The sequence below is a fragment of the Enterobacter sp. JS8-1 genome, assembly GCF_049187015.1.
Lineage (GTDB): Bacteria > Pseudomonadota > Gammaproteobacteria > Enterobacterales > Enterobacteriaceae > Enterobacter > Enterobacter mori.
Map to the genome: position 1 here is coordinate 2227416 of NZ_CP185805.1, position 15147 is coordinate 2242562.

The 15147-nt window shown below is 53.4% G+C and carries 16 protein-coding genes; 6 read left to right on the forward strand and 10 right to left on the reverse strand.

The genetic code is table 11. From position 1 onward, the window contains the following. Positions 1-35: 35 nt before the first annotated feature. A complete protein-coding gene (locus tag ACOQH0_RS10625) occupies positions 36-656 on the reverse strand; it encodes a LysE family translocator (RefSeq protein ID WP_421512211.1) in 621 nt (206 codons plus the stop codon). Between the two features lie 220 nt (positions 657-876). Between ACOQH0_RS10625 and ACOQH0_RS10630 the strand changes: the two genes are divergently transcribed. The 3 genes from ACOQH0_RS10630 (at position 877) to ACOQH0_RS10640 (ending at position 2359) form a co-directional block, all read left to right on the forward strand. Further along, positions 877-1365 carry a DinB family protein gene (locus ACOQH0_RS10630; RefSeq protein WP_421512212.1) on the forward strand — a complete coding sequence of 163 codons (489 nt, stop codon included), beginning with the start codon at positions 877-879 and terminating at the stop codon, positions 1363-1365. Positions 1366-1424: 59 nt separating this feature from the next. Then, the gene (locus tag ACOQH0_RS10635) at positions 1425-1907 is read left to right on the forward strand and encodes a glutathione peroxidase (RefSeq protein WP_421512213.1); all 483 of its coding nucleotides are present in this window, start codon (positions 1425-1427) and stop codon (positions 1905-1907) included. 134 nt (positions 1908-2041) lie between these two features. Further along, positions 2042-2359 carry a cupin domain-containing protein gene (locus ACOQH0_RS10640; protein ID WP_010430768.1) on the forward strand — a complete coding sequence of 106 codons (318 nt, stop codon included), beginning with the start codon at positions 2042-2044 and terminating at the stop codon, positions 2357-2359. Positions 2360-2545: 186 nt separating this feature from the next. Here ACOQH0_RS10640 and ACOQH0_RS10645 read toward each other — a convergent pair whose 3' ends face one another. The 3 genes from ACOQH0_RS10645 to ACOQH0_RS10655 form a co-directional block, all read right to left on the reverse strand. After that, positions 2546-3484: an omptin family outer membrane protease gene (locus ACOQH0_RS10645; protein ID WP_325827182.1), complete on the reverse strand. Its 939-nt coding sequence runs from the start codon at positions 3482-3484 to the stop codon at positions 2546-2548. A 228-nt stretch (positions 3485-3712) separates the two neighbouring features. Beyond that, positions 3713-4150 carry a VOC family protein gene (locus tag ACOQH0_RS10650; protein ID WP_010430775.1) on the reverse strand — a complete coding sequence of 146 codons (438 nt, stop codon included), beginning with the start codon at positions 4148-4150 and terminating at the stop codon, positions 3713-3715. A 64-nt stretch (positions 4151-4214) separates the two neighbouring features. Next, the gene (locus ACOQH0_RS10655; protein WP_421512214.1) at positions 4215-5372 is read right to left on the reverse strand and encodes an MFS transporter; all 1158 of its coding nucleotides are present in this window, start codon (positions 5370-5372) and stop codon (positions 4215-4217) included. Positions 5373-5505: 133 nt separating this feature from the next. Here ACOQH0_RS10655 and ACOQH0_RS10660 point away from each other — a divergent pair, with 133 nt between their 5' ends. Then, positions 5506-6042: a MarR family winged helix-turn-helix transcriptional regulator gene (locus ACOQH0_RS10660; protein ID WP_421512215.1), complete on the forward strand. Its 537-nt coding sequence runs from the start codon at positions 5506-5508 to the stop codon at positions 6040-6042. A gap of 24 nt (positions 6043-6066) precedes the next feature. After that, the gene (locus tag ACOQH0_RS10665; protein WP_100166741.1) at positions 6067-6993 is read left to right on the forward strand and encodes a LysR substrate-binding domain-containing protein; all 927 of its coding nucleotides are present in this window, start codon (positions 6067-6069) and stop codon (positions 6991-6993) included. A 46-nt stretch (positions 6994-7039) separates the two neighbouring features. On the opposite strand, the gene ACOQH0_RS10670 is transcribed toward ACOQH0_RS10665, so the two are convergent. Next, complete coding sequence (locus ACOQH0_RS10670) at positions 7040-7510, reverse strand: hypothetical protein (protein ID WP_421512216.1); 471 nt, start codon at positions 7508-7510, stop codon at positions 7040-7042. Positions 7511-7698: 188 nt separating this feature from the next. Between ACOQH0_RS10670 and ACOQH0_RS10675 the strand changes: the two genes are divergently transcribed. After that, positions 7699-8484 carry a phosphotransferase family protein gene (locus ACOQH0_RS10675; protein ID WP_421512217.1) on the forward strand — a complete coding sequence of 262 codons (786 nt, stop codon included), beginning with the start codon at positions 7699-7701 and terminating at the stop codon, positions 8482-8484. A 264-nt stretch (positions 8485-8748) separates the two neighbouring features. Here ACOQH0_RS10675 and ACOQH0_RS10680 read toward each other — a convergent pair whose 3' ends face one another. The 5 genes from ACOQH0_RS10680 to ACOQH0_RS10700 all read right to left on the reverse strand — a co-directional run bounded on the left by ACOQH0_RS10680 (position 8749) and on the right by ACOQH0_RS10700 (position 15104). Then, positions 8749-9291: a cysteine hydrolase family protein gene (locus tag ACOQH0_RS10680; protein ID WP_421512344.1), complete on the reverse strand. Its 543-nt coding sequence runs from the start codon at positions 9289-9291 to the stop codon at positions 8749-8751. Positions 9292-9617: 326 nt separating this feature from the next. After that, positions 9618-10217 carry an NAD(P)H-dependent oxidoreductase gene (locus ACOQH0_RS10685; RefSeq protein WP_420984373.1) on the reverse strand — a complete coding sequence of 200 codons (600 nt, stop codon included), beginning with the start codon at positions 10215-10217 and terminating at the stop codon, positions 9618-9620. 74 nt (positions 10218-10291) lie between these two features. Further along, on the reverse strand, positions 10292-10885 hold the full coding sequence (locus tag ACOQH0_RS10690; RefSeq protein WP_042716852.1) for a TetR/AcrR family transcriptional regulator: 594 nt from the start codon (positions 10883-10885) through the stop codon (positions 10292-10294). Positions 10886-10920: 35 nt separating this feature from the next. Next, the gene (locus ACOQH0_RS10695) at positions 10921-14010 is read right to left on the reverse strand and encodes an efflux RND transporter permease subunit (RefSeq protein ID WP_421512218.1); all 3090 of its coding nucleotides are present in this window, start codon (positions 14008-14010) and stop codon (positions 10921-10923) included. After that, the gene (locus ACOQH0_RS10700; protein WP_421512219.1) at positions 14007-15104 is read right to left on the reverse strand and encodes an efflux RND transporter periplasmic adaptor subunit; all 1098 of its coding nucleotides are present in this window, start codon (positions 15102-15104) and stop codon (positions 14007-14009) included. The genes ACOQH0_RS10695 and ACOQH0_RS10700 overlap by 4 nt, the downstream gene beginning before the upstream one ends. Positions 15105-15147: the final 43 nt, after the last annotated feature.

Here is a 15147-nt window from a genome sequence, read left to right on the forward strand (position 1 = left end):
AGGTCCGCTTCGCGGGAGAAGCGGACGTAGTGAGCTTATCTCGAACCCAGAGCAAGTTTAGCCGCGAAGCATAAAAACAATCCTCCTGTCACCCTGTCCATAGCGGTGACAACGCGCCTTTTTTTCAACATCGCCGACGCAAAATGCGTGGATAAGATGAGCGTGGCTGACCACATCGTCCCGATTGTTACGTGGATGCCGACGAGGAAAAACGTCCAGAGAAAAGGGGAATGTCCGGCAGGTATAAACTGAGGCAAAAAAGAGACATAGAAAATACCCATTTTGGGATTAAGCACATTCCCAAGCATCCCTCTGATAAACCAGTTTCCCCGGGAAGCGGCATTGCTATCGCTGTGACTGAAGGACGTCCGGGGGCGTATCAGCAGCTGCAAGCCCAGCCAGCTTAAGTAGGCGGCACCACAAACTTTCAGCACCGTGTAAGCCAGTTCTGAAACCGCCAGCAGAGCACCCAGACCCAACGCAACCAGCGCTCCCCATATAAAACAGCCAGCATCAATGCCAAGTGCAGCCTGAAAAGCTTTTTTGCCCCCTTCAGCACAGGCTGTTCGAAGAATGAGAGCCGTGTCCAGGCCAGGGGTGAGGGTGAGCAAGAGTGCAGCGAAGGAGAAAGCGAGAAGTGAATCGGTAACAGACATTTTTCTTTACCCGAAAGAGCGGATATTACTCACTTACTTTGTCTCAGGCAATCCATTGCAGAAATTTAACCGCTGGTTGAAGCGGGGTGGTGATTTCTTAACCGGTCTGACGTCGCAACGCTTTATTATTATCAAGGAGAGTGTCAGGCCCCAACCCGTGAAGTTCTGGAATATCAGGCCTGAACTGATATGATAATTTTGAATTAATCTGGAGGGATAAATGAACGCAGACACGTTTGTCACGTTATTTAAGTTCAAACGCTGGGCAGACGCAGAAACACTACGGGCAATGCAGAAGGTCGATATCCTGGAGAATGCTAAGAAGCACCATCTGATGCTTAGGCTTATGAACCATATATATGTTGTGGATATGATTTTCAGAGCAAATATTACCGGTCAAAAACACCAGTACACAGCGTTAAATACGCCAGAAACTCCATCTTCAGACGAACTTCTTTTAAAGATGTCTGAATGCGCTGACTGGTATATACAACACGCCGGCGCAATGAGTGCCGCTGATTTTCAGGAAACGATAAAATTTCGTTTTGTCGATGGCGGATACGGAGAGATGAAAGCGATGGATATGCTTAATCATGTCTTATTTCATGGCTCATATCATCGTGGTGCAGTGGGCTGGATGCTTTCAGAAACGGGAATTACCCCGCCAAAGGATGTACTCACTGTTTTTCTGAGGGATCATAATCATTAACAGGCCAACGTTAGAAACAATCGTCGAATTAGAACAGGTTCTGTTTTGAGGATGCCAGTATGACTCATTTTTACCAATTTACAGCGACCAGACTGGATGGCCGACCAATCTCTATGGCCGACTACGCGGGTAAAGTGGTTTTGGTCGTGAATACGGCAAGCCAGTGCGGCTTCACGCCTCAGTACGCCGGGCTTGAAGCGCTATACAAGAAATACGCGACTCAAGGGCTGGTGGTGCTTGGCTTCCCCTGCAACCAGTTTGGTAAGCAGGAACCCGGTGGTGCCGATGATATTTCAAAAACCTGTTACATCAACTACGGCGTCAGTTTCCCGATGTTTGAGAAAGTAGCGGTAAATGGAACTGCAGCGCACCCGCTGTTTCGTTATTTGAAAAACGAACTGCCCGGCGTGCTGGGCGGTCGGATCAAATGGAACTTTACTAAGTTTTTGATCGGACGCGACGGTAAACCACTCAAGCGTTTTGCACCGATGACTACGCCCGAGAAAATGGACGCTGCGATCCTTGCGGCGCTGGAAAGCTAAGCGTCTTTGATTGGCGCGGGCCAGAGGGCCTTTCTTTAGTCTGTTTTTCGACTTGTTTTCCCCGATTTGTTGTATAGCGAACGAGAATTTATATGGCATAAATGCTCCATACGAATATCAAAGGGAACGACCGTATGTCGCTTTATGACCTTAAGACTGAAGCAACTGCATTAAATGAGGCCTGGCGCTCTTACGTATTAGGCCGCGTTGGGGAAACAAATCTCAAAATTCTGCGAATGGATGAGCGCTCGGTCACTGAAGAGGTGCATGAGTATGACGAGGGGTTACTGGTTATTGACGGGCGTCTGGAACTGAGTGTTAACGGAAAAAAAATCTCTGTAAGCTCGGGCGAGCTTTATATAGCCAAAGCTGGTGTTCCTCATACTGTGGAAATCGGCAGCTTTGGCACACTGGTTATCATCGATCTACCCGAAACCGAAAAAGCCCTATAAGGGAACTCAGACCGCTGACAACGTGCGTTTCGCCCGGCGGCGCTACGCTTGCACGGGCCTACGTTGCGAAATGTAGGCCGGGTAAGCGCAGCGCCACCCGGCAAAAAAGACGGTTAAAATGTTGATGGCGGTGTTTGTCATCAATCCCAGGCCCCGTGAGGGGCCTGGTCTGTTTTAACGTCTGGATTAGAAGCGATATTGCAGACCCGCTGTAATGGTATAGTTGTGGTTAGAAATACCTGCTGCATCCCCGCCAATAGACCCGGATTCGCCAGTATTGGTATCAATAATCTGCGTACCGCCTTTACCTTCTTCGTAACTGCTATAAGTAAATTCAGCAAAAACTTTGGCATGCGGCGTCACGTAATATCCGGCATCAACGGATGCGCCATAATAACGGGAATCAGAAGTCTTCTCGCGGAAGGTCAGATCGCGCATATAGTGCTCGTCGTTATCATGCGCGCGAACCCAGTCACTGAATTTAAACAGGGCATTAAATTCAAAGTCATTAAAACGGTACTGTCCTGCTAGGCCAATATACGGCATAGAGAAGCGCTGGCTATAACCAATACCGCGTTCGCCTGCCGGGAAATTACCCTGATAAGCACCATTGTCGTAATTGTAAGAACCCCCGGTCGCCGTCCAGCTGAAGCGGGTTTCCTGATAACCTGCGGTGACGCCTGCTTTATAGTTATCGCCCTGGAAGATCCAGCCTTTTACGTTGAGATCGTATTCATTGGCATAGTTAACATTCGTCGAAGGATGGCTTGAATGATCTGTCCAGGAGGATTGTTTTGCATTCATCCAGTCATAGTCATCCATATGACCTGAGCCTGAAGCCATGGACGTCCAGCCGCGGGCGTTCAGTGTCAAAAATGAGTATGCATCCCAGGAGATATCGCCTTTCAGAATGGCAACATTTTTTATTTTCCAGTCCAGTTGGCTAATTTTTCTTCCGGTGACTTCGTCATAAACCATTTCGTGAGATTTTCCGCTCAGCATCCCGGCAGAGGCTGAAACCGTTAAACTTTCCGGTGAAAAATCCGGTGTGACTTGTGAGGTGCCTGCATATACTGCCCCTGAAAACGCCGCCATCATCATTCCCGCAACAATATTTCTTGTCATTTTTATTTCCCTAAAACAAATTAATCGATGAGTTGCAGGGGAATATTAAAAGTCATACAAATAAGAATCAACTGCCAGTTTTGGTAATTTTTTATAATTTGACGTAAGGCGCGATATTTAACTTTGGGCCGCCTGAAGGAGGCGGCCGCTAATATTTAAATCATTACTGGCTCGGTGCAAAATAGCAGTAACTTGATTCACTGTAACCGGCGCCACAATAAATTCCGTTTACCCACGCAGCCACGGCGTGATCGTGAGTCCTGTCAGCAGGCCCTCCGGGCTGAGCAGGCGAGTAACGGTCTGTCCCCACGGTTCGACGCGGTTGGCCACCAGCAGGCGATAGCCTTTTTCACTCAGAATGCGGGTAGCCGAATCCAGGTCCTGCACCTCGTATTCAATCCATCCCTGCGGTATGGGGTATTCAGAGGGCCACTGCGCTTCGCCAAAACAGGAGGTTGCCGCCTGTGAGAGCGGCCAGACGGCAAAATGCTTCGCGCCTGGCAACTGGCTCTCTTCAGTGAGCAGATAGTCGGCATTTCCTTCCATCAGCTTCAGCGGCAAACCGAGCGTCTGCACATAAAACGCGGTGCTGGCGTCGCTGCTCTGCGAAACAGGCCCGAAGCCGGCGATAAATAAGACATCAATTCCCGGTAACGTCTGCGGCATATCCACTCCTTAATCGGTTGAAACTCCAGAATTTATAGTATGGCTCTCAAAACGGGTACCGCATTCACTGCACCTGCGCTTTCACGACGGGTTTAAACTTCAGCGCGATGACGATCAGCAGAATAACACCCGCACTCATCACCAGCCATGCGCTGCTCAGCGAGACCGAACTGTCGCGAACGATCCCCGCAATTAACGGCATCAGCGCGGCAATCATATATCCACCTCCCTGAACGTAAGACAGTAACTTCCCGGCCTGCGCGGGCGTTCGGGCGTGATCGAAGGTGACGATGAGCGACAGCGGGAAGAGGGCGCCGATCCCTGTACCAAGCAGCAGTGTTGATAATACCGGCGTTGTACCCGGCGCAAAGACCAGACACAGTAATCCCGCCAGTAGCAGCAACAACACCGTAATCAGCGGAACGCGGCGGTCGGGGAATTTACCGATCAGCGCGGAGACGGCAAACCCAGCGATAACCTCGGTTAACGTCAGCCAGGCCAGCATATAGCCGCTGCTGCGTGCGGACCATCCCGCCTGAATATAGAGCGGAGGCAGCCAGGCCAATACCAGCGTATAGGCTCCTGTTCCCACGCCGAAAAAGAGCAACAGTAGCCCTGTGCGAGAGGACGAGAGCGTAACGGTTTCGTGTGCTGTTTTTTCCCCTTGAGGATGCTTAACCAGAGTCAACCACAGTATCAGCGCCAGCAGCGCTAACAGCCCGGCCATGGCCAGTGTGGGCTTCAGCGTGAGCCATGAAAACAGCGGCTCGGCGCTGGCGGCGGCGACTGCCGCACCGGCCATTATGCCCGTGCTGAATAGCGACATCACTGTGCTGGCCGTTTGCGTATATTCCTTTTTAATTAGAGCAGGCATTAACGCCTGGATCGTGCCTATGCTGGCCCCGCCCAGTAACGCGGTGCCCATAAGACTCGCTGGTGAGGCGCTAAAACCGCGCAATAAACAGGCCACAAGCAGGATGAGGAGCCCGAACATAATTCCCCGAACGGCGCCGATCATTGCTAAAAGCCAGGGCCCACATAAGGCGGCCAGTCCCATCATCGCGACAGGCAGGGTAGTCAGCAGGCTGAATTGCGTAGCCGTTAGCCCCGCTTCGCGCTGAAGTACGGAAAACAACGGTCCGACAGAAGCCAGAATAGGGCGCAGGTTCAGCCCGACGATAAAAGCGATAACGGCGAAGAGTAATGGCGACGTGCGTTTCAACAGGGAATCCTTTTCAGTTGTGAATGGCTCTGGCAAATTGCCGCGAGCATTTATCTTAACGTTAAGATAAAATATGTTTTTGCGTAAGATGTACCGCACAACAGGATAAATACCCACGCCATCAGGGGTGAAAATGAAAGATCATGTAGACTTCGTCGTCGACCAGTGGAGCCGTGCCATGCCGGAGCTGGACGCCTCGTCGATGAAAATTTTTGGCCGAATGCTCAGGCTAATGAAGCATCTGGGTAAAGAACGGGCGCAGGCCATGTCCCAGTTTGGTTTTCGCGAGGGCGAGTTTGATGTGCTCGCCACGCTGCGTCGCGCTGGAGAGCCGTACTGCCTTTCGCCTACGCAGCTGTATAAATCGCTGTTGATCACGTCAGGGGCGATGACGAACCGGCTCAGCCATCTCGAACAGCAAGGGCTTATCAGGCGTATTGCCGATCCGGACGATAAGCGCAGCACCCTCGTAAGCCTGACACCGCACGGGCAAGAGCTTATCGAGGAGGCGCTGATCGTGCATACACAAACGCAAAATGCGCTGCTGAGCAGCTTATCTGACGCGCAGCACGCGCAGCTTGAGTCCCTGCTCAGGGAGCTGCTGCTGACGTTTCCGCCCGAGGGTCTGGGTGACAAGTCTCAGAGTGCCGATAATATAAAAACTGCATAGCCAAACCTCACAGAAAGGGAACGTATGTCTTTACCACCACTGTATGCCTTGCGCGCCTTTGAAGTTGCCGCGCGGCTGAACTCCTTCAGCAAAGCGGCTGAGGCACTGAATATCACGCCGGGCGCGGTCAGCAGGCATGTCCGGACACTTGAAATGTGGTTCGACTGTGAGCTGTTTAAACGGCAAGGGCCGAGAGTTGAAGTCAGTGAGGCCGGGCGTATTCTGGCCGGACAGCTTAGCGAAAGCTTCTCTAACATCGAGTGGGCCTGCCGCGCGTTCAGAAGTGAAAATCACCTTCTGCGCCTCAAGGCTCCCAGCACCCTGACAATGAGATGGCTTCTTAACGTCCTGAAATCGTTTCGTGAAAACCATGCGAAACCGAAAGTAGAAATTGCCAGCGTCTGGATGGACTTCGACACCGTTGACTTCAGCCGTGAGCCCTACGATTGCGCGATCCTCCTCGGTAATGGCTATTTCGGCGAGTCAACAGAAAGCAGGCTGCTCTTCAGCGAATGGCTCATTCCGGTTTGTACCCCGTCTTTGCTTGAATCTGCCCGGCAACAGCTACCGCAGTGCGACCTTATTCACCCCTCTCCGGACAGACGGGACTGGCGACGCTGGCTGAAAAGAACGGGGCTATTTCCCGGTCTCGACATGAGCGGCGGGATTGTGTTTGACACCCTGGAGCAGGGAAGTCTCGCCGCCATGCACGGACACGGCGTGGCAATGGCCGATCTCCGTCTGACGCTGGAAGCGCTGAAAAGCGGCCTGCTCGCGCTGCCCTTCAGGGAGGCGATTGCAACAGGGGATGGCTACTACCTCGTCTGGCCGAAAAATTCGCTCAGAAGACAGAGTATTGAACGTTTGCTGGCCTGGCTAAACCTGAACTCGCCGGTAGTGCCTTCTCTGGATATCGTCTGTCTTGAGTACGATGAAAAACGGCTTTCTTAAAATAAGCAGGATATTCCTGACGGGATATCCCACATAGTTAATGCGTTTATGCGTAGGGGATATTTGCCATCTTCTTATATCTTTCCGGCAGGGCGCTATTCAGGTTGAGTAATTTATCCAGAATATAAAGCGCAGGTGTACCCTTTGCGCGCTCTGCATCGATCAGCGCAGCGCGTAATACATTGGCAGCCGCGGTCATTTTATAAAAGTACGCTTCTGATTCAGGCGTCTGCGCTTCGCCTGACGTGGCGTACCGCACCTGGGGCCACTCGGCGAAGTCAAGCAGGGGAAGCGTTCCATCTTCTTTTGGCAAATGGGCAGTGAGCAGCTCCTCGGCGTTACCCGGATTGCTTTGGGCGAAAGACAGGAGATGCAGTCTATGGATAAAAGGGGAAAGCGCATCGGTTCGATGGTTTTCTGACGAAAGTAACGTTATTAGCGCAGGTATGTTTTCATCCGCGGTGTTTTTTTCTGGTGAAAGAATTTCCATTAAATGAAATAAAACATCGAGTGTCATAGGTGCTCCATACATACTTGGTATTATTTATTTTTTTCTATCCCAGGGATGAGAGGATGGTATTTCAGGGCCGTCACTTTTGAAAAACGATAAATAGTGGCAATCAATGTGAGTTTTACTCATCATCGAATGTTGGTACATTACACTATACTTACTGCCTGAGACCAAACGAGTGGCATGAGGATGGTATGCCTGGTGAAAACTTATCCAGAATGGGCGCAGCAAAAGTCTGCTTGATCGCGGATCGCCATGGCAATCAGGTAATAGAAAAATGCCCTGTTAGCGATGTTGAATATGGCTTTTATATCCGTTCGGCGGAACCACTAAGTGGCGTTGTTGAATCCCCACGGCTGTTGCACGCCGACTCACACCGACGCAGCCTGATGCTCGAATACGTTCCTCATAAAATTTCCCAGGATGAGATTGCAGGGGACGAGATATTGAGACGACTTTCACGCCTGCATGATTATCCTGCCGACCCCGCATGGATTTATCACACCCACACCTGGACTGTGTCAGCGCTAGAAAAATCTTTGTCTCTTCTGGAATTACCCATCCGCGCTGAGCGGCAGATACGATGTTTTCAGCAAGCGGGCAGCGTTTTGTTTAGTCAGGAATGTTTAATTTCAGGTGATACCAATGCGGGTAACTGGGGCAGAAGAGAAAACGGTGATGCGATACTTTTCGACTGGGAAAGGTTCGGTACAGGTAGTCCGGCTATTGACCTTGCTCCGCTGGTAAAGGGGATGGGCTCAAGACAAGGTATTTTCCAGCTTGCCGAGCGCTACTGTTTTTTTGCCACACATTCGGTCGCAGGTAGGTTAGCCAGAGAAATTGCTCTCGCTAAAGCATGGATTGTCACTGAAGTCGTGTTACTTCTGCACGAAAGGAAAAACAGTGATTTTAATCTCTACCTGAGCTGGTACAGAGAACATCTCCCCGACTGGCTGGATGAGTCCATCTCACTTCTTTGAGCACGTTGTAACACAGCATACGAAACCCATGCAGCGTTTTGTTTCTCAAACGCCATAGCTCATCGGCCTTTCGGGATACTACAACGTCTTGCGGCAATTGGGTTGCCGTCCGCAGGCCCCATTAACATAGATGTACATGCAACAAATCGATCAGGATGCCAATTCTTTTCGCTTACGTGCGCATCGCAATTGACATCCTGAGCGGAGTGACCGGGTGCAGAGCCTGGCCATCGCGCCGGACAAGATAGACAAGATCCCGCCAACTCAACCGAGCGTATTAAAATGCCAGTCGCTGGCAGTGGACAGTGTCACGAACGGACCGGTCAGCGTGCTGTTATGATGACGAATAATGTCACTGGCGGGTAAATGTTCATTGTCCATTGTGGTATGTGCATCTGAAATCAATGCCGTCCTGAAGCCAAGATCCGGCGCAGCCCGGCAGGTGGTATCGACACAAAATTCTGTTTTCATCCCGGCAATGACCAGCTGTTTGATGCCCCTCAGATTAAGTTCACGCTGCAATTCGGTATCCCGAAAACAGCTGGGATAGCGCTTTGTGAAAACAACATCCTGCTTCTTCACGTCCAGCTCGGGTATCAGCTGTGTTAATGGGCCTTTCTCTGAGAAGGGAGAGTCGTCTGGCCCGATATGTCGGGCAAAAAAGACGGGCACCTCTGCTTGCCGCGCGTTGGCGATTAACAAACGGATATTTGCCAGCACGGCGTCCGCGGACCATGGGGAAACCGGGCCCCGGAAGAGGCCTTGCTGCATGTCGATAATTAAGAGAGCATTGTCAGATGACATCATTTCTTTCTCCATTCAGAGGGCGGTGAACGGAGAGCGATTTCCCCGTCCAGGCCGGCGGGGATTGAGGTTCTGTTAGTCAGTAGTTCGCTACAGATACGCTCACGCCGCCGAAGGTCTCGGTGGTGGTGAGGGTGGTTGTTGGCTTAACTGACTGATACATGGAATGACCTTTTTTTATTCAGCCCGCTCTATGCGGAACGATCACGTTAGTTATAGTGTTGCTTAACGCATTTCTTCAATCCACCAACTTGGGTAGGGCTCTGATGCAGCGGCAGGAAGCTTTCAGCAAAGGCTCGTACACGCCTTTGCTGACGGGATAGCCAGAATTATCTGAGGCTCTCGAGCTCCTGCAGGAAATCCTCCACCTGGGCAGGTGTTGCCGTGTCTGCCTGGTAAAGGATATCGAGCTTCACGTTCTTCAACCCGCAGAAGCCAAATACACCTTCGATTATCTGCGTCTGAATCGCCGTCGAATAGCCATGTTTGTCGAATCCGGTGAGATCGCTGCCGCCGGTGGCAATCAGGCGGACGGGAACATCGCGTAAATTGCCCACAATCCGGCCATCGTCGGCCACTTTATACGCCCAGTTCAGGGTCAACACCCGATCGAACCAGCCTTTTAACAGTGCGGGGACTGACCACCAGTACACCGGGAAGACAAATACCAGCATATCTGCGCGCTCAACGCGCTGCTGCTCGCGCAAAATATCCTCGGGAAGCGCAGTGGGATCGCCGTGATACAAATCAAGGTCGGGGCGTGACATCGTCGGATTAAAGCCTTCAGCATGAAGATCGGCAATTTCTACCTGCGTCCCTTGCTCGCGTAACGTCGCGGCAATGCGATCCGCCAGCGAATGGGATAATGAATGTTCGACAGGGTGAGCCGTCACGATCAGTGCATTATTGATGACATGTGTAACAGACATAGCAACCTCAGCAGGGGAGTGAATTGACACCTATATTACTATTGGTAACTTAGGTGTCAATCCGCCAACAACGATCATTTTGTGCTGTTGGCGTAGGTATCCAGAACGCCAGACATGGCGCCGCTGAGCATATCTTCTGCGACGTTGCGAGCGAGTATCCCGTTACCCGCGGCAGTACTGAGCGCGTCCGCGGCACCGATGATGGCTGTCAGTACCGCTTCACCCTGAACGCCTTTTAGCACGATAAACGGAGAAAGCGCCGTGCGAAGACAGTCGGCACATTCGGCAACGCACGCCTCGCGGAACGTCTGCAGCGCGCGGGAGCCGGACAGCGCTGCGGCTATCGGACCCGTTTCCGGGCCGGCGGTAATGGCGCAGTCGATATAGGCAGCGCTGAAAAAGCGGATCGTCTTCTCCAGCGTTTTGCTGTCGACTGCCAGCGTCTCGCGGAATTTTGCCAGCTGACTATCGCTATAATCCTGGTACAGTGCCATCAGCAAGCCTTCACGATCGCCAAAGTGGTCGTAGGGAATAGGCTTTGTCACGTTAGCCCGCTCGGCAAGATAGCCCAGGGTGAGCGCCTCGGTGCCTTGCTGGCGAACAATGCCGCGAGCAACCTCCAGCAACTGCACCCGGCGATCCTCTTTTCTTAAGCGCTTAACAACCATGATGTCCCTCGTATCGTTTATCTACTGATAGTAGTTTACACGCTTTCTGCCAGAGGCTGAACGCTTTGTGTCGCAGGACGGATCCTGAACCAGATCGCATACATCGCGGGCAGGAAGACCAGCGTAATGATGGTTCCCCCTAACGTTCCGCCGATCAGCGTCCAGGCGAGCGTTCCCCAGAATACGGAATGCGTCAGGGGAATAAAGGCCAGAACGGCGGCCAATGCCGTCAGTAAGACCGGTCTGGCACGCTGTACTGTCGCTTCGACAACCGCATGGAACGGATCGAGCCCCTCTTTCTGGTTATGATCGATTTGACCAATAAGAATCAGCGTATTGCGCATCAGAATGCCCGAAAGGGCGATCAATCCGACGAGGGCGTTGATGCCAAACGGCTGATTGAACAGCAGCAAGGTTGGCACCACGCCGATAAGCCCCAGCGGCGCGGTAAGAAAGACCATGACCATGGCCGACATGGAACGCACCTGCAGAATGATGATCAGTAGCGTCAGGGCAATCATAATGGGGAACAATGGCAACATTGCCCGGGTGGCTTTGCCTGATTCCTCAATCGATCCGGCCATTTCAATACGGTATCCTGGCGGCAGCGAATCCACGATCGGCTGGAGCTGTTTCATGATGGCTGTAGACACTTCCGGTGGCTGAAGCGTTTCGTCGATATCGCCCCGCACGGTGATGGTCGGCGTTCGATCGCGACGACGCAGCAGCGGATCTTCCATTCTCACCTCAACATCGCCAATTTGTGACAGAGGGATGCGCTGACCCGCATTGCCGACCAGGGTAAAGCCCGCTATTTTTGCCGGATCCAGGCGAATGTCACCTGCGGCGCGGCCAATCACCTGAACGGCGCGAATGTCCTCTCGCACAGACGTGATAGGAACACCGGACAGCAGGAACTGCAGCTGCTGAGCAACGGCATTCGAGGTTAAACCAGTGGCCTGCAGGCGGTCCTGATCGAGCGTGAAATGCAGTGTGGGTACGCGCGTTCCCCAGTCCGTGTTGACGGTCCGCATCATCGGGCTTGCCTCGAGCACGCCTTTCACTTTGTCAGCGATGCCGCGTAGCGTATCGACATCGGGTCCCGTGACTCGCCAGGCGACCGGGAAGGGAGAGTAGGGACCAAACACCAACTGCGTGACGCGCACGCGCGCTTCGGACGCAAGGCCATCGGCAACCGCTTTACGTAGTCGGAGCTTGAGTGCCTCACGTGATACCGGGCTATCCGTCAACACCACTATCTTCGCAAACGACGGATCGGGTAACTCAGGTGCCATGGCCAGATAAAAGCGCGGTGAACCCTGACCAATGTACGATGTGACGATGTTGGCTTCTGGCTGTTTCTTCAACCAGTCTTCTATTTTCGCTGCGGCGGCACTGGTCTGCTCGATTGACGTGCCGTAGGGCATCTGCACTTCAACCAGCACTTCGGGGCGATCCGACGTCGGGAAAAATTGTTTTTTCACCAGCCCCATGCCCAGGATCGCCAGGATAAAAATGGCGACAACCGACCCCGCCACAATCCATTTTCTGGCGATGACGCGGGTTAAGAGATGGCGAAAACGGTTATAGCGAGGCGTACCGTAGATGGCGGCATGGCCTCCTTCCACTTTGGGCATATCCGGCAGCATTTTCACGCCGAGATAGGGGGTGAAAACCACGGCGACGACCCACGACGCAATCAGCGCCAGGCCGACAATCCAGAACATATTGCTGGTGTATTCTCCCGCCGTTGACTGGGCGAAACCATTCGGCATAAAGCCAATGGCCGTTACCAGCGTACCGGCGAGCATCGGGGCCGCGGTATGGCTCCAGGCATAGGCGGAGGCTTTGATTCTGTCGTAGCCTTCCTCCATTTTTACCACCATCATTTCGATGGCGATGATGGCATCATCAACCAGCAAGCCCAGGGCAAGAATGAGAGAGCCGAGTGTGATGCGGTCAAAGTTAATGCCGCTGGCTTCCATTACCACAAAGACCACGGCCAACGTCAGAGGAACCGCCGCCGCGACGACGACGCCCACGCGCCAGCCCATACTGACAAAACAGACCACCATAACAACCAGCAGGGCGACGAAGAATTTGATCATGAACTCATCTACCGACGAGCTGATGTTCACGGACTGATCGGTGACTTTCGTCAGGGTCATCCCCAGAGGGAGATTGTCATTGATTCTCGTCGTTTCGGTATCCAGCGCTTTCCCCAGCGCCAGGCCGTTCCAGCCTTCGCGCATCACAATACCCAGCAGCAGGGCCGGTTCATGCTGGTTACGAATTTGCAGAACAGGCGGGTCTTCATAACCTCGTTCCACCGTGGCGACGTCGGAGAGTTTGAGCGTTTTGCCCTGCGCAATAAACGGCGTATCGCGAATTTTCCGCAGGGTATCGAAGGCCCCGTCGAGGCGGATAAAGATCTGCGCGCCGCGCGTCTCAATTGAACCCGCAGCCGTCAATACGTTCTGATTGTTCAGCGCATTGAAAATATCCTGAGGGGACAGGCCCAGCGTCGCGAGACGCTCGTGAGAGAAGGAGATATAAATCCGCTCTGCCTGCTCCCCGATAATATTGACTTTCTTCACGCCGGGGACGTGCAAGAGCTGCTGGCGCATGGTTTCGGCATCGCGCACGAGCAAACGCTGCGGCTCTCCTTTTGCTTTGAGCGCAAAGAGAGCAAACGTCACATCGGCGAACTCGTCATTGATCATCGGTCCCGTTACGCCTGCGGGAAGATTTCGGCTCTCATCCCCAAGCTTTTTTCTTGCCTGATAGAACTCTTCCTGCACCTCAGAAGGTGGGGTATTGTCCTGTAATGACAGCGTGATAAAGGCCATGCCGGGGCGGGTATAGGTTTCCGTACGGTCATACCATTTGAGCTCCTGCAGGCGTTTTTCCAGCGGTTCGGCCACCTGATCCTGGATCTCCTGCGCGGTCGCGCCGGGCCACACGGCGATTGCGGTCATCTGCTTCACCGTGAAAGGCGGATCTTCTGCACGCCCGAGCCCAAAAAACGAGAGAATACCGGCAATCGTCACCAGAATAATCAGAAACAGCGTGACCGAGCACTCGCGTACGGCAAGTGCTGACAGGTTAAAGCGTCCTTCGCTCATGGCTGACTCTCCGTGCGCTGTTGAGCGAGGCGGACCACTTCGCCTTCATGCAGAAGATGCACCCCTAACGCGACAATCTTTTCACCGGGCGTCACGCCCCCCGTTACCTGGGCGGCATCATCGCTCACGCTAAGCACCTTGACGGGTTGCCAGGTCACTTTGGCGGGTTGAGTCGAGATCCGCCAGACGCCAGGCCCTTTGCCCGCATCGTAGAGCGACGCAAGGGGAACCTGCATGACCTGGTTTTTCTCATTATGACTCCCTATGTTCAGCGTGACGGTCGCACCCAGCGGCGCGTCTGCCAGCGCGCCTGCCAGAACATACCGCGCCTCATAGGTGCGGGTGGTGGCATCGGCGGAATCGGAGAGCAGACGAAGCGTTGCGGTTACGGGCTGTTGTTCGTTGCCATAGCGAGTCGCCTGTGCTTCGCTCCCGACGACGGGACGCAGGGTCTCAGGAAGTTGCACCAGCGCCTCACGTTGTCCCGCGCGGGCAAGACGGATCACTGCCTGTCCGGCGCTCACGACCTGACCTGGCTCAGCGAAGGTCTCCATCACCACGCCGTCTGAATCGGCCAACAGTACGGCATAGCCCGTCGCGTTTTGCGCTACGCTGGCCTGCGCCCTGGCGGCACTAAGCTCCGCTCTGGCGGTATCAGCCGCCGCTTTAATTTGGTCGTACTCGGAGGCAGACACAGCGCCCGTAGCCACAAGGCCCCGATAGCGCGCTTCGTCAGCGATCGCTTTTCTTGCACGCGCCTGGGCGGCATCCACCGTCCGTTGCTGAGCCTGCGCCTGTAACGTCAGGTCAACGGGATCGAGGCGCATTAACGGCTGGCCTTTTTTTACGCTCTGGCCTGTATCAACGAGGCGCTCAAGGATTTTGCCCTGAACCCTGAAACCGAGATCGCTTTGCGTTCTGGCAACCACCACGCCGGTAAACGCGCGAGACGTCGCGTTCGCGCGTTCAACGGACGCGGATCTGACGAGCGGTGGGTGCGTGCGCGGATCGTCACTCGCCGCGTTATCGCCGCAGGCCACGAGGGCCAGCGGCAGGAGAGAAACGAGACAACGGGCTGAAGTAAGCCTGAGCATGGGTAACCCTTATTAAAATAACAGGACAGTTTCCGCATTCTCT